17 protein-coding genes, 1 tRNA gene and 1 pseudogene are annotated in these 19,634 nt (G+C 61.7%); 9 read left to right on the forward strand and 10 right to left on the reverse strand.

Annotated elements, in window-relative coordinates; translation table 11 throughout:
* Positions 1 to 27 precede the first annotated feature (27 nt).
* The 5 genes from BSG19_RS11600 to BSG19_RS11620 all read left to right on the forward strand — a co-directional run bounded on the left by BSG19_RS11600 (position 28) and on the right by BSG19_RS11620 (position 6,098).
* On the forward strand, positions 28 to 603 hold the full coding sequence (locus BSG19_RS11600) for a polysaccharide biosynthesis/export family protein (RefSeq protein ID WP_092987949.1): 576 nt from the start codon (positions 28 to 30) through the stop codon (positions 601 to 603).
* A 4-nt stretch (positions 604 to 607) separates the two neighbouring features.
* Entirely contained in the window at positions 608 to 1,801 is a 1,194-nt protein-coding gene (locus BSG19_RS11605) for a glycosyltransferase family 4 protein (RefSeq protein ID WP_244529210.1), read from the forward strand.
* 193 nt (positions 1,802 to 1,994) lie between these two features.
* The gene (locus BSG19_RS11610; RefSeq protein ID WP_092988467.1) at positions 1,995 to 3,557 is read left to right on the forward strand and encodes an undecaprenyl-phosphate glucose phosphotransferase; all 1,563 of its coding nucleotides are present in this window, start codon (positions 1,995 to 1,997) and stop codon (positions 3,555 to 3,557) included.
* Complete coding sequence (locus BSG19_RS11615; protein ID WP_244529211.1) at positions 3,554 to 4,822, forward strand: O-antigen ligase family protein; 1,269 nt, start codon at positions 3,554 to 3,556, stop codon at positions 4,820 to 4,822. The genes BSG19_RS11610 and BSG19_RS11615 overlap by 4 nt, the downstream gene beginning before the upstream one ends.
* A 22-nt stretch (positions 4,823 to 4,844) precedes the next feature.
* Positions 4,845 to 6,098, forward strand: a complete 1,254-nt coding sequence (locus tag BSG19_RS11620; RefSeq protein ID WP_244529212.1) for a glycosyltransferase — start codon at positions 4,845 to 4,847, stop codon at positions 6,096 to 6,098.
* A 135-nt stretch (positions 6,099 to 6,233) separates the two neighbouring features.
* On the opposite strand, the gene BSG19_RS11625 is transcribed toward BSG19_RS11620, so the two are convergent.
* Positions 6,234 to 6,737 carry a BA14K family protein gene (locus BSG19_RS11625; protein WP_092987953.1) on the reverse strand — a complete coding sequence of 168 codons (504 nt, stop codon included), beginning with the start codon at positions 6,735 to 6,737 and terminating at the stop codon, positions 6,234 to 6,236.
* Positions 6,738 to 6,954: 217 nt separating this feature from the next.
* On the opposite strand from BSG19_RS11625, the gene BSG19_RS11630 reads away from it, so the two are divergent.
* Positions 6,955 to 7,031, forward strand: a tRNA-Pro gene (locus BSG19_RS11630).
* A gap of 577 nt (positions 7,032 to 7,608) precedes the next feature.
* A complete protein-coding gene (locus BSG19_RS11635) occupies positions 7,609 to 8,259 on the forward strand; it encodes a class I SAM-dependent methyltransferase (protein ID WP_092987955.1) in 651 nt (216 codons plus the stop codon).
* Between the two features lie 537 nt (positions 8,260 to 8,796).
* Here BSG19_RS11635 and BSG19_RS11640 read toward each other — a convergent pair.
* The 8 genes and pseudogenes from BSG19_RS11640 to BSG19_RS11670 form a co-directional block, all read right to left on the reverse strand.
* Positions 8,797 to 9,915: pseudogene (locus tag BSG19_RS11640) on the reverse strand (IS5 family transposase).
* A gap of 77 nt (positions 9,916 to 9,992) precedes the next feature.
* Positions 9,993 to 10,451, reverse strand: a complete 459-nt coding sequence (locus BSG19_RS25710; RefSeq protein WP_139274759.1) for a hypothetical protein — start codon at positions 10,449 to 10,451, stop codon at positions 9,993 to 9,995.
* Between the two features lie 393 nt (positions 10,452 to 10,844).
* Entirely contained in the window at positions 10,845 to 11,387 is a 543-nt protein-coding gene (locus tag BSG19_RS11645) for a MerR family transcriptional regulator (protein ID WP_092987957.1), read from the reverse strand.
* 204 nt (positions 11,388 to 11,591) lie between these two features.
* Complete coding sequence (locus BSG19_RS11650) at positions 11,592 to 11,930, reverse strand: integration host factor subunit alpha (protein ID WP_062468629.1); 339 nt, start codon at positions 11,928 to 11,930, stop codon at positions 11,592 to 11,594.
* Between the two features lie 116 nt (positions 11,931 to 12,046).
* Positions 12,047 to 13,018, reverse strand: coding sequence for a beta-ketoacyl-ACP synthase III (locus tag BSG19_RS11655; protein ID WP_092987959.1), 972 nt, complete (start codon positions 13,016 to 13,018; stop codon positions 12,047 to 12,049).
* 7 nt (positions 13,019 to 13,025) lie between these two features.
* Entirely contained in the window at positions 13,026 to 14,084 is a 1,059-nt protein-coding gene (gene plsX / locus BSG19_RS11660; RefSeq protein WP_092987961.1) for a phosphate acyltransferase PlsX, read from the reverse strand.
* 218 nt (positions 14,085 to 14,302) lie between these two features.
* Positions 14,303 to 14,854 (reverse strand): YceD family protein, encoded by a 552-nt coding sequence (locus BSG19_RS11665; RefSeq protein ID WP_092987963.1) that lies wholly within the window; start codon positions 14,852 to 14,854, stop codon positions 14,303 to 14,305.
* Positions 14,851 to 15,444 carry a ubiquinol-cytochrome C chaperone family protein gene (locus BSG19_RS11670; RefSeq protein ID WP_092988470.1) on the reverse strand — a complete coding sequence of 198 codons (594 nt, stop codon included), beginning with the start codon at positions 15,442 to 15,444 and terminating at the stop codon, positions 14,851 to 14,853. Before BSG19_RS11670 ends, BSG19_RS11665 begins: the two co-directional genes overlap by 4 nt.
* A gap of 147 nt (positions 15,445 to 15,591) precedes the next feature.
* On the opposite strand from BSG19_RS11670, the gene BSG19_RS11675 reads away from it, so the two are divergent.
* Positions 15,592 to 16,116, forward strand: a complete 525-nt coding sequence (locus BSG19_RS11675) for an outer membrane protein assembly factor BamE (protein ID WP_092987965.1) — start codon at positions 15,592 to 15,594, stop codon at positions 16,114 to 16,116.
* A 69-nt stretch (positions 16,117 to 16,185) separates the two neighbouring features.
* Here BSG19_RS11675 and BSG19_RS11680 read toward each other — a convergent pair whose 3' ends face one another.
* The gene (locus tag BSG19_RS11680) at positions 16,186 to 18,321 is read right to left on the reverse strand and encodes a sodium-translocating pyrophosphatase (RefSeq protein ID WP_092987967.1); all 2,136 of its coding nucleotides are present in this window, start codon (positions 18,319 to 18,321) and stop codon (positions 16,186 to 16,188) included.
* 294 nt (positions 18,322 to 18,615) lie between these two features.
* Here BSG19_RS11680 and BSG19_RS11685 point away from each other — a divergent pair, with 294 nt between their 5' ends.
* Positions 18,616 to 19,581, forward strand: a complete 966-nt coding sequence (locus BSG19_RS11685) for a bifunctional helix-turn-helix transcriptional regulator/GNAT family N-acetyltransferase (RefSeq protein ID WP_092988471.1) — start codon at positions 18,616 to 18,618, stop codon at positions 19,579 to 19,581.
* Positions 19,582 to 19,634: the final 53 nt, after the last annotated feature.

Raw genomic sequence — 19,634 nt, forward strand, 5'->3', positions numbered from 1 at the left:
CGTTGATCCTTGAAACGCGAGAATCGCATGACCTTCGCACGATTGAAGTCAGGTCTGGCCTTGGGTATCGCCCTGCTGTCGATCACGATAGCCGGGTGCAGCAGCTACGAGCCCGCACCTCGCGCCTTCAGCGAGGCCACCATTCAGCCCTACCGGCTGGATAGCGGCGACCGCCTGCGCATCAGCGTCTTCGAGCAGGCGGGCCTCACCGGTTCCTACACCGTCGATCAGGCTGGCTACGTCGCCTTTCCGCTCATTGGTTCGGTCCCATCACGCGGTCATACGCTGAGCGAGATGGAAACCATGATCGCGCAGAAACTGCGCGCCGGTTACCTGCGCGATCCCGACGTGACGATCGAGGTCGATCGCTATCGCTCCGTCTTTATCATGGGCGAAGTGGGTCAATCCGGTCAGTATTCCTACGTGCCCGGCATGACGGTACAGAACGCGATCGCGGTTGCCGGCGGCTTCTCGCCGCGCGCCAATCAGCGGACGGTGGATGTGACCCGTAAGATCAACGGGCGCATCATCACCGGCCGCGTTTCGATTTCCGATCCGATCATGGCGGGCGACACCGTCTATGTTCGTGAACGACTGTTCTGAGACCATGCTTTCAGAATCCACGCCGTTTTCACCAGCGTCCGTCGAGCCCTCGTCGCAAGGCAGGCCACTTCGGATCATCCATTGCTTCCGTTCGCCGGTGGGCGGCATCTTCCGGCATGTGCGTGACCTTGCGGCCGCCCACGCAGCCCAAGGCCATCAGGTCGGCATTCTCTGCGACAGTTCCACGGGTGGGCCTCACGAGGAACGTCTCTTCGAAGAGATCCAGCCGCATCTGGCTCTCGGGCTCGTGCGCCTGCCGATCCGCCGCTCCATAGGCCCCTCGGATGCCAAGGCGCTGTGGACGAGCTACAAGGAACTGCGGCAGCTCAAGCCGGACATCCTTCACGGCCACGGGGCCAAAGGCGGCGCCCTCGCCCGCATGATCGGTACGGTGTTGAGGATCAACGGTTCCCACGTCGCCCGTCTCTACTCGCCCCATGGGGGCAGCCTGCATTACGACCGTAAGTCTCTCCAGGGAAAAGGCATTCTCTCGCTGGAGCGCTTTCAGGAGCATGCGACGGACGCGCTCGTCTTCGTCTGCGACTTCGAGCGGCGAACCTACGAGACAAAGGTCGGCCATCCCCGCCCGCTCGCAGAGACGATCTACAACGGTGTCGAAGACGCCGAGTTCACGCCCGTAGAGCCGGCACCTGACGCCGTCGACTTCCTCTATATCGGCATGCTGCGCGACATGAAGGGTCCCGACATCTTCATCGATGCGCTGGGACACACGGAGCGTCTCGCCGGCCGACCGCTCAGCGCCATGATGATCGGCGACGGGCCGCAGCAGGAAGACTATCTGCGCATGAAACTCCACCGCGGGCTGGGACAGCGGATCGCCATGGCGCCTGCGATGCCGGCCCGGGAGGCCTTCGCCCGCGCGCGCTTCGTCGTCGTGCCCTCGCGAGCCGAATCGATGCCCTATATCGTTCTGGAAGCCATCGCGGCCGGACGCCCCGTCATTGCCGCGCGTGTCGGTGGAACGCCGGAAATCCTCGGCGCAGACAGCGCAGCCCTGGCCGAACCGAACGATGCCCAATCGCTCGCCGGCATCATGCACCGTGCGCTGACGGAAGATGGCTGGGCCGAACGCACCATGCCCGACCCGGCGGCTTTCAAGGCGACCTTCTCCTCCGCCACCATGGCCAGATCGATGATGCAGCTATACCGGCGACTGGCAAACGAAGCCGGCGGCTGATCCGCATGTATGACCGGCCGTCCTACAACCGCGGCCATCCACGCCGCATCGGATTTTGCAGCACCTTGTTGAAATTACGAAGCTATTTCTCTTAACCCATTTCGGAACGGGTCGGATTGCAGGCACTGCTGTAAACGTTTCTTAGGTCATCCCTGCTAAGTCTTTTCGAGCCAACGGCAGGATGGGCAGCATCATGAACCAGATCGAGAAGCCGGAAACCTTCGACCCAGAAGCTTTGCGCCGGCAGATTTCGGAAATCCGGACGATCTCGCGCGACGAGGTGCGCCCGGCCGAGACGCGCAGGGAACTCAACCCGCTGGCGCGGCGGATCGCGGCGCAGTTCCGCACCGACACCTACTCTCCCGCTATGGTGCTCGGCTGCCTTCGCCTGTTCGAATTCGCGGCACTGTTCATTATCGGCTACATCATCAACAGCCTCTATGTGGCCCCGGAGTTCGGTCGCTGGGTCGAATATTGCGTTATGCTCGCCGCCAGCTCGGCTCTCACGGTCGTCTTTCTGCAGTTCTCCGACGGCTACCAGATTCCGATCCTGCGCTCGGTGCCGCGTGCGTTGCCGCGCCTGCTGGGCGCCTGGACGCTCGGCTTCGGCGTCATTACCATCGTCATGTTCTTCCTGAAGACCGGCGACGCCTATTCCCGCCTCTCCTTCGGCATCTGGTTCCTCGCCGGGACGGGCTTTCTCCTCATCGAGCGGGCCGTCATCGCCTTTTCCATCCGGCGCTGGGCGCGCAACGGCATGATGGAGCGCCGCGTCGTCATTGTCGGAGGCGGCCAGCCCGCTAAGGATCTCATCCGCGTCCTCGAACAGCAGACCGACAACGACATCCGGATCTGCGGCATCTTCGACGATCGCGACGAGCGTCGTTCGCCGAATATCATTGCCGGATATCCCAAGCTCGGCACCTTTGCCGAACTCATCGAATTCGCCCGCCTTGCGCGTATCGACATGCTGATCATAGCCCTGCCGCTATCGGCCGAGCGGCGCATTCTCGATCTGCTGAAGAAGCTCTGGATCCTGCCCGTGGACATCCGGTTGGCCGCCCACGCCGCCAACCTCCGTTTTCGCCCGCGCAGCTATTCCCACGTCGGCCAGGTGCCGATGCTCGATATCTTCGACAAGCCGATTGCCGACTGGGATTGGGTTGCGAAGCGCATCTTCGACGTCGTTTTCAGCATCGTGGCGCTCGTGCTGCTCTGGCCAGTTTTCATCGGCGCGGCGCTTGCCGTCAAGCTGACCTCCTCCGGCCCGATCATCTTCAAGCAGATGCGTCACGGCTTCAACAACGAGCAGATCGAGGTCTACAAGTTCCGCTCGATGTATACCGACATGAGCGATCCCAGCGCCCGCAACGCCGTCACCAAAGGCGATCCCCGGGTAACGCCCGTCGGCCGCTTCCTGCGCAAATCCTCCATCGACGAGCTTCCGCAGATCTTCAACGTGCTGCGCGGACAGCTGTCGCTCGTCGGCCCGCGCCCCCACGCCGTCGCCGCGCAGACCGCCGACCGGAACTACAGCGATGTGGTCGAGGGCTATTTCGCCCGCCACCGCGTAAAGCCCGGCGTCACCGGCTGGGCGCAGATCAACGGCTGGCGCGGCGAGATCGACAATGACGAGAAGATCCGGTTTCGCACAGCCTTCGATCTGCACTACATCGAGAACTGGTCGCTCTGGTTCGATCTGAAGATCCTGTTCCTCACGCCCATCCGCCTTCTCAACACGGAAAACGCATATTGAGCACGATCGTCGCCCCTGCCGGCGTGTTCCGGCCGCAGCTGGCTGCGTTCGCAGTTCTCGGTTCGATGGCCGTTGCCTTCGGCGTGTTTCTTCAGGGCTTCGTCATTGTCGAGCCGGCGCCGCACGAGCTGTTCGTCGCGGGTCTCATCGGCGTCTGGGCGTTCTGCGGCCTGCGCATTTCGCGCTCGACGGCACCGCTCTTCACGCTTCTGGTTCTCTTCATGACAGGCGGCATCTTGTCTCTGACCGTCATGGACGATCTCGACGTCGCGCCGATGTACATGGCGATCTCGGGCTTCCTCGCGATCACCTCGATCTTCTACGCCGCCATCATCGAGGCGCGTCACGAACGGCTGAAGCTGATGTTCAGAGCCTGGGTCGCCGCCGGCGTCGGCACGGCCACCCTCGGCATTCTTGGCTATTTCGGCGCGATTCCGGGCGGCGAAGCTTTCACCCGCTACGACCGCGCCATGGGCGCTTTTCAGGATCCGAACGTCTTCGGCCCCTTCCTGGTCGCACCATCCCTCTACCTCATCCACGGGGTGCTCAAAGGTCGGCTGATCGACCTGCCGCTCCGCGCGCTCGGCATCCTCGTCATGGCGTTCGGCCTGTTCCTGTCCTTCTCCCGCGCTGCCTGGGCGCTCTATCTCTTTTCCGCCTGCATGCTCGTTTTCATCATGCTCCTGAAGGAGCGGACGGGCGCCTTCCGCCTGAAGATTTTCGTCATCGCGCTTGGCGGTGTGATGCTCATGGTGACATCGCTGGTCGTGGCTCTGCAGATCCCCCAGGTCGCAGACCTGTTTTCCAACCGGACCCAGCTGGTTCAGGATTATGATGGTGGCCACCTCGGCCGATTCGAGCGCCACCGCATCGGCTTCCTGATGTCGATGGAAAAGCCGCTCGGCATCGGCCCCATGATGTTCTCCAAGATCTTCCCGGAGGATGAGCACAATATCTGGCTGAAGACGTTGACCTCGTACGGCTGGCTCGGTTTCGTCTCCTACGTGACGCTCATCGTCTGGACGCTCTCCATCGGTTTCCGCTTCATGCTGCTGGACCGACCGTGGCAACCCTATATGATGATTGCCTGGATCGTGCTCCTGGGGCATGTCGGGATTGGAAATGTGATCGATACGGATCATTGGCGTCATTTCTATCTGCTTCTCGGCATCATCTGGGGTTGCGGCGCGCTCGAATACCGCTACAGCAGACGGTCGCAGGCACAGGGCCTGCGCGAAACGACTTCAGAAGGCGCAGCGGCCTGACACGCCATCGCGATCGACACGTATGACCACCCCGACCTCGACGACGGAAACCAAGGCGACCGAGATGCAGGCGACCGACAGAACCGGCGGGCAAGATGGATCAACGGCGCCGGCAGCCGGACGCCTGCAAACCGATGCGGATCGCGCTTCGCTGTCGATCCTCCAGGTGCTGGAACCCTCCGGCGGCGGTTCGGGTCGCCACTTCCTCGATCTCTGCCACGGCCTGTCGCGGCGAGGCCACCGCGTCGAAGCCGTTTTCTCCCCGCTTCGCGCCGAGGAAAGCTTCGTGCGCGAACTCAAGTCGCTCGGCCTCCCCGCAATCCACAAGGTCGAGATGACGCGTTCGCCCGGCCGCGCCGATATTGCTTCGTGGAAAAAGCTCCATCGCATTATCTCCCGTGGCGGGTTCGATATCGTCCATGGCCACAGCTCCAAGGCTGGAGCGCTTGCCCGCCTCCGCCTGCCTGGCCGGCATGTGCCGCGGATCTACACGCCCCATGCGTTTCGCACGATGGACCCCACGCTCGGCTCCACCGGCCGCAAGCTGTTCGGCTCGGTCGAGACGTTTCTGGGCCGATTCCTGACGGACCACCTCATCTGCGTCTCCGAGGACGAATATCGCCACGCCATCACGCTCGGCATTCCAGAGAATCGGATGTCGGTGATCGTCAACGGCGTTTCGCAGCCTGTGAAGGACATGGCGATGACGGTGCGGGCGAGCTTCGGCATCACGCCGGAAACCTTCGTCTTCGGCTTCGTCGGCCGGCTATCGCACCAGAAGGCGCCCGAGCGCCTGATCGAAGCCTTCCGACATGCGGCGGCAAAGCTGCCGGAAGCCCATTTGATCATGATCGGCTTTGGGGAGCAGGATGCGCCCGTACGTGCCGCCATCGCCGCAAGCGGCCTGCAAAGCCGCATCCACCTGACATCCGCCTTCTCAGGCCCGCAGGCCATCCCCGCCTTCGACTGCCTCGTCATGCCAAGCCGCTACGAAGCCATGTCCTATGTCATGCTCGAGGCCGCAGCCGCCGGTCGGCCGATCATCTCCACCGCTGTCGGCGGTGCGACGACGGCCGTGGAGGAAGGCGAGACGGGCATCATCGTTCCCAATGACGGTGACGCCACCAAGCTCGCCAGCGCCATGATAACGCTCGCAGAACCCGCCAAATACCAGTCCTTCCGCGCAGCCGCCGACCACGCCCGCGCCCGCTTCGCCCTCGATGTCATGATCGACAAGACCGAAGCCATCTACAAGATGCTCGGCACGCGCCGCTGACGGCCGGACGGGTCAGCAGCGTGTCGAGAGAGCGGGAGCCAAACGCAACGAGGCGCGATACTGACACGTCTGCAAAGCAAAAAGCCCACGGTTCACGTGGGCTTTTCCGCTTCATCCTGCAGTCGCGCTACCGCCTCAATACGGCGAATTGCACTGACGACGCGGGCCGTTATACGGCTGGAACGTGTTGTCGTAGGCTCGGTACGAACGATAGCGGGCCTGGCACCATGCAACGTGCGAGTTGCCGCCATACGTCCGGGTGTAGGCCGGCCGTGCATATCGCGGCTGCGCGTTCAGTGCGCCGCCGATGATCGCACCGGCAGCGAAAGCACCGAGAGGCACGCCGATACCGCGGTCGCGATAGTAGCGACGATCGCGGTAACGACGATCGTAACGCCAATTGCGATCTGCTCGCCAGTTCCTGTGTCCACGCCAGTTCCGGTCGCCACGCCAGTTCCTGCCGCCGTGCCAGTCACGCCCGCCATGGCGGCGCATGATGATACGGTCGCGGTCGCGAACCTGCTGCACGTCCGAATTCGTCTGTACGGGCTGAACCTTGGATAGCGGCATGGCGCTCGCGGGACCGATGCCGGAGAACGCCGTCACAAGCGACACAAGCGCAATGATGATTTTTTTCATGGATATCTCCTTCCGTACGTCAGAAGATAGGCCTCAGGCCTCTGCCGGCAATATGCGCACGCACCTCGAAAACATCACGTTCGCGCGACTGTATCTCCGAACGCATCCCACAAAGACTTCGCGTGGTCTCGCTGCGGGTCCTATCCCCTATTTTGTTTCCCACTCTCCATTTTCTCCTTGCACCTGCACGCCTGAGAATATAGGCCTTCCCTCGGAACGGAATGTAGCGCAGCCCGGTAGCGCACTTGACTGGGGGTCAAGGGGTCGTCGGTTCGAATCCGGCCATTCCGACCATTTAAATCAACCACTTAGCTGGTTGAACAGAGCTCCCCCAGAGCTCCCCGGCGCCACCGGCGACGGAACGCAGTTAAAGATATACTGACATTCCGGCTGATTGAGCCGTCTAAGTTCATTTCTTGTCCGAGAAACGTGGTCTCTGCCGTTCCAAGGGCAGCGATGTTCGCTGTGCGTTCGGCCAGAAGATGCGTGAGCAAAGTTCAATCTCGCTTGCCCCGGTTTTGATCGAAGCCATCCTTTCGAACCAGAAGCATGAATCGTTCGCTCAGCGTCAGCCGAGGGCAAAATAGTCACGTATGAATATGCTGAGCACTCTGACGGAACTACCAGTCGCAATCGTGCAGATGATCATCGGTGGTTACGCCGCTGGAGTTCTCGTTGGCCCGTATATTTAACGCAGAAGCACTTCTGAAGGCCAGGCTGTAGCTGATCCGTTTAAGCGTATCACGAACGCACCGCGCAAGTTTCGCCAACTACACCAACCAATGCAGGCGTTAGCCGCAGATCCAATGGCAGCAAAGAAGGCTGATTGTAGTCGTTGCATTCATCCAGGCTGCCCACGCAGGGGCAAAACATGTTTGATGGGCACTACGTTGAATGGCGACTGAAACGCGTTCGGGCGCTGGTTGAGAACTATGGCGCAGATTGGTTTCGGGGGCGACGCGTTCTCGAGTTGGCTTGTGGCTACGGGGATATCGGAGCGAGCCTATGGACATTGGGCGCCGATGTGACCTTCCTTGAGGGAAGAGCTGAACACATCGACGTTCTGCGCAAGCGCATGCCAATGCTGCCGTCAAACAGAACGATCGTCGGCAATATGGAGGACGGCCTCAAAGGAGTGGGATTGGCTGACAGCTATGATCTCATTATCCATTTCGGCGTGCTGTATCATCTTCAGGACTGGAAGACGTCTCTGAATGACTGCCTCAGCATGTCTCGTTTTCTTGCTCTCGAGACGGAAGTTTGTGACAGCGACGATCCTGATTTCGAGTTTCAAAGAACGGAAACAGGATATGACCAGGCAGTCAGCGGTGTAGGCACCAGACCGTCAGCAGATCGGATTGAGCGGGAGATCCGAGAGGGCGGAATGATTCTGTCTCGTGTTAGCGACAATCGCTGCAACGCGAACATTCACGTCTACGATTGGCCAGTCATGAATACTGGAGAAATAGCGCATGGACGACGCCGGATGTGGTTCTGTGGGCAAGACCGCGTTGCGCCTTAAGGTGCCGGCAGGCGCTACAGCACACAGCTTCGGTTCTTGACATACTGGCAACTTCACGGCTGCTCGCATTCTTGCCTACACGGCGGCTCTTGTCCCTCAGAGACTGCAAATCCCGTAGCAAAAGACGCGAGTTTTGCGCTGTGACCTAGACAAGGGTGCGCCCCATAACGGGTTGATCTTCGTTATGCGGCGTATCCGATCTTTTTGGGAGGAGATTGTTATCGGCCTTCACAAATGAAGAGAAATGGAAGGCTTCAAATAAAAAAGCCCTTGAGTAGACGACATGTCGTCTCAAGGGCTTAGTCTTGACGTTCAAGGCTCTTGATGCATGCCCGGAAGCCGCGCGTCGGCTTTCTGAGAACGCCACGCATACATTAGGGGTCTGCCGCGTCTCAACGGATCTGGACGTTTGCACTGCGATTTAACAGGCTGCTGCAAAACGGCTGCATTGATTGTTTTGGTGGCTTGTTCGGCAGGTTATTCTCTTTGATGCGGTTCTGCCTTTGGTTGCCAGTGGCGGCTCGGGGTCTTTGGTGGCTAGGTTGCAGCGTATGTGGCGGCTCCGGCGATCAGTCTTGGCAGTCTGACGAGGTTATAGGCTACGATTGCGAATCCGTAGACAGCGGCGACTTTCGGTCTGCCCCGGACTTTGACCTTTGCGAAGCCGGCCTGCGTCTTGATCCAGCCGAACACCTCCTCGATGCGCTTGCGGCAGCGCAGGCTGATGCCGTAGCCGGGATGATGTGTCGTACGTTTGTCGATGGCGGTTTTGCGGACCTTGCCCGTCTTGGAAACACTGCCGTTGATGGCGATATGCGGTGTGACCTTGCGCTCACGTAAGCGCCTGACAAAATCTTCGACATCATAGGCCTTGTCGGCGCCAAGCGTGATGCGCCGGCTCTTTGCGCTTCGCCGGTCGAGCATGGCGAGCGTCGCCTCGCGCTCGGCCAGCCCGGTTGCCAGTGTCAGTTCGGCATCGACGACAAGCCCGTTGCGGTTCTCCATCAGCGCGTGGCCCATGTAGCACAGCCGGCTGTCCCGACCATTGGCCTTGCGATAGAGCCGCGCATCGGGATCGGTTGTCGAGGCATGCGTGTCGTTTGAGCGTTTCTCGTCGTGAAAGTCTCGCGCGCCATTGCGTCCGGGCTGCGGCGGATCGCCCGAACCGTCCTTGGGACGAAAGCTCTTCATGCTGGCCCAGGCGTCGATCAGCGTGCCATCCACCGAGAAATGCTCGCTCGACATCAACCGCTTGACCTTGGGCAGCGACATCAGTGCGGACAGGAAATCCCGTGCCACGTCCGCCTCAAGCAGACGATCGCGATTGTGCGTGAAGCCGGTTGGATGCCAGACATCTCAATCCATCGACAGGCCGACGAACCAGCGAAACAGGAGATTATAGTTGATCTGCTCCATCAGCATGCACTCGGAGCGGATCGAGAAGAAAGCCTGCAACAGCGTGGCCCGAAGCAGCATTTCGGGCGGGATCGAAGGTCGGCCGACGCGCGCGTAAAGCATCTCAAGCCGGCCGCTGAGCGACGCCAGCACCTCATCCGCCAGCGCCCGGATCGCCCGCAACGGATGATCTGCCGGAACACGTTCCTCAAGCCGTACGAAACTGAAAAGCTCATCCCCGTGATCCCATCGCCCGCGCATCAATCCACCCCCTGCAAATCCATGCAGAAAGTGAATCACAAACTCACCCCGCTGACGAGAAGTTTTGCAGCAGCCTGTTAAGGCGTGGTGCATGTCGCGCCAGACGTGGATGTTGCACCCGGAGGGCATGGATTGGTGCCCGATGTACCCGTACCGGCGCTGCCGGCGCCGGATGTTCCGGTATTGGATGTGCCCGTGCTGGGCTGGCCTCCGCTACCAAGGCCGCTTCCACTCGCCGCGCCGGCATCGCCCGATCCGGTTGTGCCTGCGCCTGCGGCCCCGGTGGTCGTGCTTCCGCCTGACCCGGTGCTCGTGCCGGTTCCTGCGCCCGACCCCGTTGCCGTACCTGTATCGAGGGTCGTCGGTCCACCGGCGCCGGTTGCGCCTGCGTCACCTGCTCCGGTGCCTGCACCCGTCCCCGCAGCGCCCGTTCCGGTGGTTCCGGTGCCGGAACCCGCACCGGAGCCGGTCTGCGCAACAGCCGTTCCGGCAAGACTCAAAGCCAGCAAGGTTGCTGTCAGATATGATTTCATCATCGTGTCTTCTCCCTTTACGGCCGGCTCTCTGGCCGGCGTTGACGCAAGACCAACCGCTTTTGGGCCAAGCTGTTCCCAAGTCTTGGCCATATCGGCGTCAGGGAGCGCGCACCGTCGGGAAGCGTACATGTCCGCGTTGGACAGATCGCTATTGGAACCGACGAGGTTTCAGACAGAAGACAAGAGGGAGAACGGGTGATCCACGGCGAGGAGACCGGGATGCCGCCGCGACGGCAACATTCCTCAAATCGCGGTCGATGTCAGGATCGAGGCTATGCAGAAGCTTTCAAGCACCAAAGCCTTCACCATGATATCCGGTTCACCGGAAAGCTCCCGTTTGGAGGGCTCGCTGCCTCTTCAGCGGAACAGCGACCTTGCTAGCCAAGAACGGCTCTACCTCACCTGATCGAGCAGCCGTTTGCATTCCAGCAGGTCGTAGAGCGCTTCCTGCAGCAGAGCGCGATCCTCCTTGTTGACGGATGTCTTGCCCACGGAAACTTCGGGCATGTCGTCACTGCCGTTGCCAAAGGAGAAGAAGCGGCGGCTGGTGGGGAGTTTGGCGCGGCCGACGATCTGGTCCTCGTCGGGCATGCCAACCTTCGGCTGCTGCTGCGAGGCTGATTCATCGCTGCTGGCTGCGGCCAGCGCCTCGACGGTTGCAAGGTCGCCGCTGGCGATAGCCGCCACGAACTTGTTGCCGTTCATCTTCAGGAGCTTCTGCACACCCTTGATGGTGTAGCCGTGATCGTAGAGCAGGTGGCGGATGCCTTTCAAAAGGTCCACATCCTCGGGCCGGTAGTAGCGCCGCCCCCCGCCCCGCTTCATCGGCTTTATCTGGATGAAACGCGTCTCCCAAAACCGCAGCACGTGCTGCGGCAGATCGAGATCGTCGGCGACTTCGCTGATCGTGCGAAACGCATCCGGGCTCTTGTCCATATCGTCCTCAATCACGCCAGGTGCGCCACGGGCTTGGAAAGCCGTGGCAGGGTGCGGCCGCGTCCCGATTCGGCACAGGGATCCGCTCTGCGGACCATGATCGCACAATCGCGCCGTCTTTCAACGGCTTAGGCGAGGGTTTTCAACCGGAAAAAGCAGCTGCGTCTATTCGGTGCCTGATATCAGGCCCTGCGCGCAACGCTATCAAGGGGCTGGGGCGGCTGGCTTCTGCTTGGCCTTGCGGGCCAGATGCGCCTTGAGAACACGCTGTTTCAGCACGTTCGAGGCTTTGAACGTCATCACGCGGCGTGGCGAGATCGGCACTTCCTCGCCGGTCTTCGGGTTGCGGCCGATGCGCTCGTTCTTGTCGCGTACCTGAAACGTCGCGAAAGACGACAGCTTGACGCTTTCCCCGCGAACGATCGCGTTGCAGATCTCGTCGATGACCGTCTCTACCAGCTCGGCGGATTCAGTACGCGACAGGCCGACCTTGCGAAAAACAGCCTCTGCGAGGTCTGCTCTCGTTACCGTTTTACCGCTCATGATCCCCCACCGATGTTCTGGAATATCGATCTCGGTGGAAGACTATTGCCGTTGACCACGTGGGTCAAGGCCTTCATTCCCCTTGGCTTTTCATCTAGCAGCGCCGCCGCCTTCCCCTACCAGCGAATAAGGACGGAGCCCCAGGTGAAACCGCCGCCCATGGCTTCGAGGAGAACGAGATCGCCCTTCTTGATGCGCCCGTCGGAGGCCGCTTCGTTCAGCGCGAGCGGAATGGAGGCGGCCGATGTGTTGCCATGCAGGTCGACGGTGATGACGACCTTCTCCGGGGGGATGCCGAGCTTCTTTGCAGAGCCGTCGATGATGCGGCGATTGGCCTGGTGGGGCACGAGCCAGTCGATGTCGTCGGCCGTGGTCCCCGTCGCGTCGAAGGCCTGCTCGATCACGTCGGTGATCATGCCCACGGCGTGCTTGAAGACTTCACGGCCCTCCATGCGCAGGTGGCCGACCGTCCCGGTGGTTGACGGACCGCCATCGACATAAAGCTTTTCGCGGTGAGCGCCGTCGGATCGCAGATGAGCGGTGAGGATTCCGCGATCCGCGATCGTGCCATCGCCCTCGCCGGCTTCCAGCACCACCGCGCCGGCACCGTCGCCGAAGAGCACGCAGGTGGTGCGGTCGTTCCAGTCGATGATCCGGGAAAAGGTCTCCGCGCCGATCACGAGAACGCGGCGTGCCAGCCCGCCTCGGATATAGGCGTCAGCCGTCGTCATGGCATAGACGAAGCCGGAGCACACGGCCTGTATATCGAAAGCAGCGCCGTGATGCATGCCGAGACGCGCCTGGATGTTGACGGCGCTGGCCGGAAACGTGTTGTCGGGGGTCGAGGTCGCGAGAATGATCACGTCTATATCGGCCGGCGTCAGGCCGGCGCGGTCGAGCGCTGCGCGCGCGGCGGCCTCGCCGAGCGACGCCGTCGTCTCGCCTTCGCCGGCGATGTAGCGCTGCCGGATGCCGGTTCGCTGCACGATCCACTCGTCGGTCGTGTCGACCCTCGCCTCCAGGTCACGGTTGGTCACCACTTGTTTCGGAAGCGCTGCTCCGAAACCGCGCACCACAGAACGGATCATGTCTTTGTCAAACCTCACCACCGGCACCCGTCGGCGTCCCTTCAGGGGCCCGGGTCGCGCGGTATTTATCCAAGTCGCTCTCGATCTTGGCTTTCAAACCATTGCGGACCATGTCGTATCCGACATCGATCGCCGCTGCAAAACCCTCGGCATCCGCACCGCCATGGCTTTTGATCACCACGCCGTTGAGGCCGAGGAACACGCCTCCATTGACCTTGCGCGGGTCCATCTTCTCGCGCAGGCGGTCGAAGGCGCCTTTTGCCAGTATATAGCCGATCTTGGCCAAAAGAGTACGGGACATGGCCGCGCGCAAATATTCCGCGATCTGGCGAGCCGTGCCTTCGGCGGCCTTCAGCGCGATGTTGCCGGAAAAGCCTTCGGTGACCACGACATCCACCGTGCCACGGCCGATATCGTCGCCTTCGACGAAGCCGAAGTAATCGATGCCGTCGAGATTCGCCTCGCGGATCAGCCGGCCGGCCTCCTTGACGTCTTCCTGGCCCTTCATCTCCTCGACGCCGACATTCAGCAAGCCGATGGTCGGACGGTCCATCTCGAAGAGCGCCCGCGCCATCGCGCCACCCATCAGGGCGAAATCCATCAACTGCTGGGCGTCCGCACCGATCGTGGCGCCGACATCGAGCACGATGCTCTCGCCCTTGACCGTCGGCCAGATCGCGGCAATTGCCGGGCGCTGAATGCCGGCCATGGTGCGCAGGCAGAAGACGGACATTGCCATCAGCGCGCCCGTATTCCCCGCGGATACGACCACATCGGCCTCACCGCGGTTGATCGCGTCGATCGCCTGCCACATGGAGGCCTTGCCGCGGCCGCGGCGCAAGGCCTGGCTCGGCTTTTCGTCCATGGCGATGGCGAGTTCGCAGGCGTGGAATGTGCTTGCCGCCTTGACCTTCGGGTACTTCTCCAGAATCGGCAGGCAGTCGGCCTCCAGACCATAGAGCACGAATCGGATGTCGGGATGCCGCTCGAGCGCCTTGGCGGCGCCGGGGATGATGACCTGCGGACCATGATCGCCGCCCATCAGATCGAGGGAAATTCTGACCACGTGTTTCCTATCCTGCTGTCCGTTTCGTGCCCGCCTGCCCTGCCCGCAACTGACCGCGCTGGCAATCGCTCATGGCGACACGAAGTGGTCCTTAACCGTTCACGCAGGGGAATGCGAGCCGATCCCGCCGTTCCCCCGGGCGGTTTTCCGCCAAAATGCCTGTTTTCCCATAAGTCATGCCTGAAACACCTCCCGGCAGGCGCTGTTCGACGTATCTTTCAGTCTTTCTTCCAGTCCTTCAAGACTGCGAACGGGTTCGGACGCTTGTCGTCCTTGTCGGTGCTCTCGATGTGATCGGGAAAGGCAGCACCGGGCTTTTTCGGATAGGGATCGATCGCCATGGCCGCATGCTCTGCAACCGTCTGACCGATGTCGATCGTATCGCCAATGAAAATGTCGGGCGCATCCGGAGCGTCGGGATCCACCACCATCTCGGCGGTCTCGATGGTCAGCGCGCGGGCAAGCTTCGAGCCATCCGGCACGAAGGTCGCTTCGACCGGTTCGTCGATATGATTTTCCACCGGCTCCAGCGTCACCACGCATTCCTGCACCAGATCCGCCATCACGCGCCCCTTGATCCGAACGCCATCCTTCTTCCAGCGGGCGATCTGCAGTTCCGCCTTGAGGCTGCGGACCTCCGTCACGTTCCACTGGCGCGCCAGCGCTTCCAGCGCTCGCGCATCAGCTTCCAGATGAAGGTTCGTCAGGCTTGCGGAAAGCGTGCTGACCTTGACCGGATGGGAATAGGCAGAAATTTCATCGGGCTTCACAGGTCATTCCTTTGCATCGCGTCTCTTGCTATCGTCATTTCTGGCACCGGCTGGGCCTTTGGCCGGGGAATCGCAAGCGCTCCCGTCTCGACCCGCCCCTCGTCGGTCGCGGCCAGCGCAGCCTCCGCCGACATCATATAGGCGGCAAGTGCTGCCATCGAAGGAGCCTGCTCCACGGCCTTCGGGTGAAAATTGCGCCGGAGTGCTGCCTCCAGCGCTGGCCGGTCGCCCTGATCGAGCGCGGCGGAATAGCTTTCCAGCCTACCGTAGAACATGGATGCCAGCTTCTTCATGCGCTTGGGTACGCTGACATCGCCAACACCGAGCTCGCGGATCGAATGATCGACATCCTCGAAAAAAGCGTCCACGATCTCCTGCGCGATCTCCTGGCCTGCGCGAGCGGAGGACCGCGTGCGGCGGAAGTAGAGAATCAGGATGGCGGAGACCATTTCGAACCGCCCCATGACGGTATCGGGCACATCCATGCTTTCATAGAGCACAGGCTGACGCGCAGCGGCCGTCAGGAGGTCATACTGACGGGCGACGATGGCGGCATTGCCGTTTTTTTTGCCGAACAGCCCGAAAAACATCATTAAGCCCAACTTTCCCCGCTTCAAACACTCTGAAAGACCGGGGGCACGCGCATCGTGTTGTTGCATGATCGCGGAAGCTGGTTTACCGAAGCAGGCACGAAAAGCAATGGCGCATCTGCCGGCGTATCTTCAAGGGAGATGTCGTTGACGAGACGTTTTTTCAAGTCCGACATGCATATTCTGAACCGGACAGGCCTCGCCGTCACCCTCTGCGCAGGCCTTCTGGCCGGTTGCCAGAGCTCGGGCGACCTGTTCACCGTGTCGCAGACCTATAATCAGGGCTATGTGGTGGACCAGCAGACGCTGGCACTCGTGCCTGTCGGCTCCAGCCGCGAGCAGGTGCTGCTCTCACTCGGCACGCCGTCCACCACCGCGACCTTCGACAACGAGGTGTTCTACTACATCTCGCAGAAGCGCCGCCGCCCGGTTGCCTTCATGAAGCCGAAGCTGATCGACCAGAGCATTCTGGCCGTCTACTTCGACAAGGACGGCACCGTATCCCAGCTCGCGCACTACACGCAGCAGGACGGCAAGGTGTTCGACATGATCTCCCGCACGACGCCGACGGGCGGCAAGGAACTCACCTTCCTCAGCCAGCTTCTCACCGGCAATGGCATCGGCAAGACAATGGCGCGCTCCGTTCTCTCGGACGGCAGCGACGCCCGCTAAACGCGCTGGATCACAGCCAAAACCCGCAATGCCCAAGGCATTGCGGGTTTCTTTTCGCCTCTACGCCAATCAGGCGAGAACGGCGAGCAGCAGGAGCGCCACGATGTTGGTGATCTTGATCGCCGGATTGACGGCCGGGCCCGCCGTGTCCTTGTAGGGATCGCCCACCGTATCGCCGGTAACGGAGGCTTTGTGAGCTTCCGAACCCTTCAGGTGGCGTTGCCCGTCCTTGTCGACGAAACCATCCTCGAAGCTTTTCTTGGCGTTATCCCATGCGCCGCCGCCTGAGGTCATGGAGATGGCCACGAAAAGGCCGTTGACGATGACGCCGAGCAGCGACGCGCCGAGCGCCGCAAACGCCGAGGCTTTCGAACCCGAGAGAGCCAGCACGCCGAAATAGACGACGATGGGCGCGAGAACCGGCAGCAGCGATGGCACGATCATCTCGCGGATGGCAGCCTTGGTGAGCATATCCACCGCCCGCCCGTAATCGGGCTTGTCCGTTCCCGCCATGATGCCGGGCTTTTCACGGAACTGGCGGCGCACCTCTTCGACCACCGAGCCCGCCGCCCGGCCGACCGCCGTCATGGCGATCCCGCCGAAGAGATAGGGGATCATGCCGCCGAAGATCAGCCCGGCGACGACATAGGGGTTGGAGAGATCGAAGGAGATCACGCCGACATCGGCGTAATAGGGATATTTGTCACCATTGGCAGCGAAGTATTTGAGGTCGTTGGCATAGGCGGCGAAGAGCACCAGTGCGCCGAGACCGGCCGATCCGATGGCGTAGCCCTTGGTGACCGCCTTGGTCGTATTGCCGACGGCATCCAGCGCGTCGGTGGACTTGCGCACTTCCGGCGGCAGATGCGCCATCTCGGCGATGCCACCCGCATTGTCGGTCACGGGACCGAAGGCGTCCAGCGCCACGATCATGCCGGCAATACCGAGCATGGCCGTAACGGCGATACCCGTGCCGAACAGGCCGGCGAGCTGGTAGGTCGTGATGATGCCACCCACGATGACGATGGCGGGTAGTGCCGTCGATTCGAGCGAAACGGCCAGCCCCTGGATGACGTTCGTCCCATGGCCGCTGACGGAGGCCTGCGCGATGGAATTGACCGGGCGTTTGTTGGTGCCGGTATAGTATTCGGTGATGACGACGATCAGCGCGGTGACGACGAGACCGAGAATACCGCAAACGAAGAGGCTCGCGCCGGTAATCGCCTTGCCCTCCACGGTGCCGATGACACCCCAGCCGACCGTAACCGTGGTTGCCAGAGCGAGGCCGACGATGGACAGGAGGCCCGTCACGATCAGGCCACGATAGAGCGCGCCCATGATGGAGCCGTTGGAGCCGAGCTTCACGAAGAACGCGCCGATGATCGACGTAATGATGCAGGTGCCGCAGATGGCGAGCGGATAGACCATGGTGGAGGCCAGCTCCGCGCTGCCGGCAAAGAAGATCGCCGCGAGAACCATGGTCGCGACGATCGAGACGGCATAGGTTTCGAACAGGTCTGCCGCCATGCCGGCGCAATCGCCGACGTTGTCGCCGACATTGTCGGCAATGGTGGCGGGGTTGCGCGGGTCGTCCTCCGGAATGCCGGCCTCGACCTTGCCGACGAGATCGCCGCCGACATCGGCGCCCTTGGTGAAGATGCCGCCGCCGAGGCGCGCAAAGATAGAGATCAGCGAAGCTCCGAAGCCGAGCGAAACGAGCGCATCGATCACCTCGCGGTCGCCGGGTGCATGGCCGAGCCCGGCCGTCAGGATGAGGTAATAGAGCGAGACGCCAAGCAGCGCGAGGCCTGCAACCAGCATGCCGGTAATGGCGCCGGACTTGAAGGCGATGTCGAGGCCGGCCGAAAGGCTGACGGATGCCGCCTGTGCCGTGCGAACGTTCGCCCGAACGGAGACATGCATGCCGATGAAGCCGGCCGCACCCGAGAGAACCGCGCCGATCAGAAAGCCGATGGCGGCGGTGCCCGACAGCAGCATCCAGGCGGCGACGAAGACGATGGCGCCGACGATGGCGATGGTGAGATATTGGCGTGCGAGATAGGCCTGTGCCCCCTCACGGATATAGCCTGCAATTTCCTGCATGCGGGCATTGCCCTGATCGGCCGCCAGCACGGAGCGTGTGGCCCAGATGGCATAGGCCACCGAAACCAGCCCGCAAAGAATTACGCCCAGTAGAACAATCATTTCGGATGTTTCCTCCTTTGGGGACCCGCGTCGCACATTGCTCGCCGGTCCCGTCCCCTCCCTGCACCGCCTCCTCGCGCCGCCGGGCCTGGGTAAAGAGTGCGGCGGAGAATCGGCAAGGTCAAGCGGGGATCGCGGGTACAATGGTGGCAGTGAATTTCGAACCTGCCGTGGAAGACTTGTACATCTCCCGATGACGCGCGACTCTGTCTTTCGGCTTGAGGCATAGTCCACATTTGACAATGACGACCTCCTGATAAATAGTTGCACCATACAACTACTTTGGGGATCATCATGCTATCGACAGACATTGACGAGACCATCCGGTCCATCCGCGATGCATCCCGTGGTCTCGTGCGGGAACTCGGTTTCCTCGAGCCGACGCTTGCGGGCACGGATCTGGCCCCGTCCGGCGTTCACGCCCTGATCGAGATCGAGGCACATCCGGCAATGACGGCAGGCGTGCTCTGCACGTTGCTTGGACTGGAGAAATCAAGCGTCAGCCGTCTTGTCCGCAAACTTGTCGATGCGGGAGAGGTCAAGGAGGAAAGCAGCCATGGAGACGGACGCTCGAAATGCCTGAGCTTGACGACAAAGGGACAGGATACCGTTGCCGCCATCCATGCTTTCGCCACATTGCAGGTTTCCGCCGCCCTCTCCCGGATGGAGATAGCAGACCGCCTGACGGTGCTCACCGGCCTTCGCACCTATACCGATGCCCTTCATGCCGGCAGGACCGATGCCCGGGCCATCGAGCGCCCCGCCATCACGATCCAGAGCGGGTATCGATCCGGCATCATCGGCAGATCGACCGAGATACATGCGGCCTTCTATCGTCGGGTCGGCTTCGGCGCTTACTTCGAGGCCCAGGTCGCCGCAGGATTGGCTGCGTTCGTCCAGAGACTGAACGAGCCGGTCAACGGGCTCTGGTCGGCTGTGGAAAGCGGAAGAATCGTCGGCACCGTGGCGATCGACGGAGAGGATCTGGGCGAGAGCCTTGCCCATTTGCGATGGTTCATCGTCGATGAAAGGCAACGCGGAAGCGGCACCGGCCGCCGCCTTTTGAGCGAAGCCCTGTCCTTCTGCGACCGCCTGGGCTTTCGCGAAACGCACCTCTGGACGTTCCGCGGACTGGACGCGGCACGCCACCTCTACGAGGCCAACGGCTTTGTGCTTGATGACGAACAGCCCGGGCGGCAATGGGGCGAGGACGTCACCGAACAGCGCTTCGTCCGCAAGGCGACCCGGTCTGGTCCATAGGCAGAATTTGAGACCCGAACACCGGGAACCTCGAAACCTGTCTGAAGCAGGAG

Origin of the sequence: Rhizobium sp. NFR03, assembly GCF_900111275.1 — a bacterium.
Classification (GTDB): domain Bacteria; phylum Pseudomonadota; class Alphaproteobacteria; order Rhizobiales; family Rhizobiaceae; genus Ferranicluibacter.

Excerpts from the sequence above, each read along its gene's own strand:
- BSG19_RS11600 (WP_092987949.1), top strand. The coding sequence starts at position 28 with ATGACCTTCGCACGATTGAAGTCAGGTCTGGCCTTGGGTATCGCCCTG.
- BSG19_RS11605 (WP_244529210.1), top strand. The coding sequence starts at position 608 with ATGCTTTCAGAATCCACGCCGTTTTCACCAGCGTCCGTCGAGCCCTCG.
- BSG19_RS11610 (WP_092988467.1), top strand. The coding sequence starts at position 1,995 with ATGAACCAGATCGAGAAGCCGGAAACCTTCGACCCAGAAGCTTTGCGC.
- BSG19_RS11620 (WP_244529212.1), top strand. The coding sequence starts at position 4,845 with ATGACCACCCCGACCTCGACGACGGAAACCAAGGCGACCGAGATGCAG.
- BSG19_RS11625 (WP_092987953.1), bottom strand. The coding sequence starts at position 6,737 with ATGAAAAAAATCATCATTGCGCTTGTGTCGCTTGTGACGGCGTTCTCC.
- BSG19_RS11635 (WP_092987955.1), top strand. The coding sequence starts at position 7,609 with ATGTTTGATGGGCACTACGTTGAATGGCGACTGAAACGCGTTCGGGCG.
- BSG19_RS25710 (WP_139274759.1), bottom strand. The coding sequence starts at position 10,451 with ATGATGAAATCATATCTGACAGCAACCTTGCTGGCTTTGAGTCTTGCC.
- BSG19_RS11645 (WP_092987957.1), bottom strand. The coding sequence starts at position 11,387 with ATGGACAAGAGCCCGGATGCGTTTCGCACGATCAGCGAAGTCGCCGAC.
- BSG19_RS11650 (WP_062468629.1), bottom strand. The coding sequence starts at position 11,930 with ATGAGCGGTAAAACGGTAACGAGAGCAGACCTCGCAGAGGCTGTTTTT.
- BSG19_RS11655 (WP_092987959.1), bottom strand. The coding sequence starts at position 13,018 with ATGATCCGTTCTGTGGTGCGCGGTTTCGGAGCAGCGCTTCCGAAACAA.
- BSG19_RS11670 (WP_092988470.1), bottom strand. The coding sequence starts at position 15,444 with ATGTTTTTCGGGCTGTTCGGCAAAAAAAACGGCAATGCCGCCATCGTC.
- BSG19_RS11680 (WP_092987967.1), bottom strand. The coding sequence starts at position 18,321 with ATGATTGTTCTACTGGGCGTAATTCTTTGCGGGCTGGTTTCGGTGGCC.
- BSG19_RS11685 (WP_092988471.1), top strand. The coding sequence starts at position 18,616 with ATGCTATCGACAGACATTGACGAGACCATCCGGTCCATCCGCGATGCA.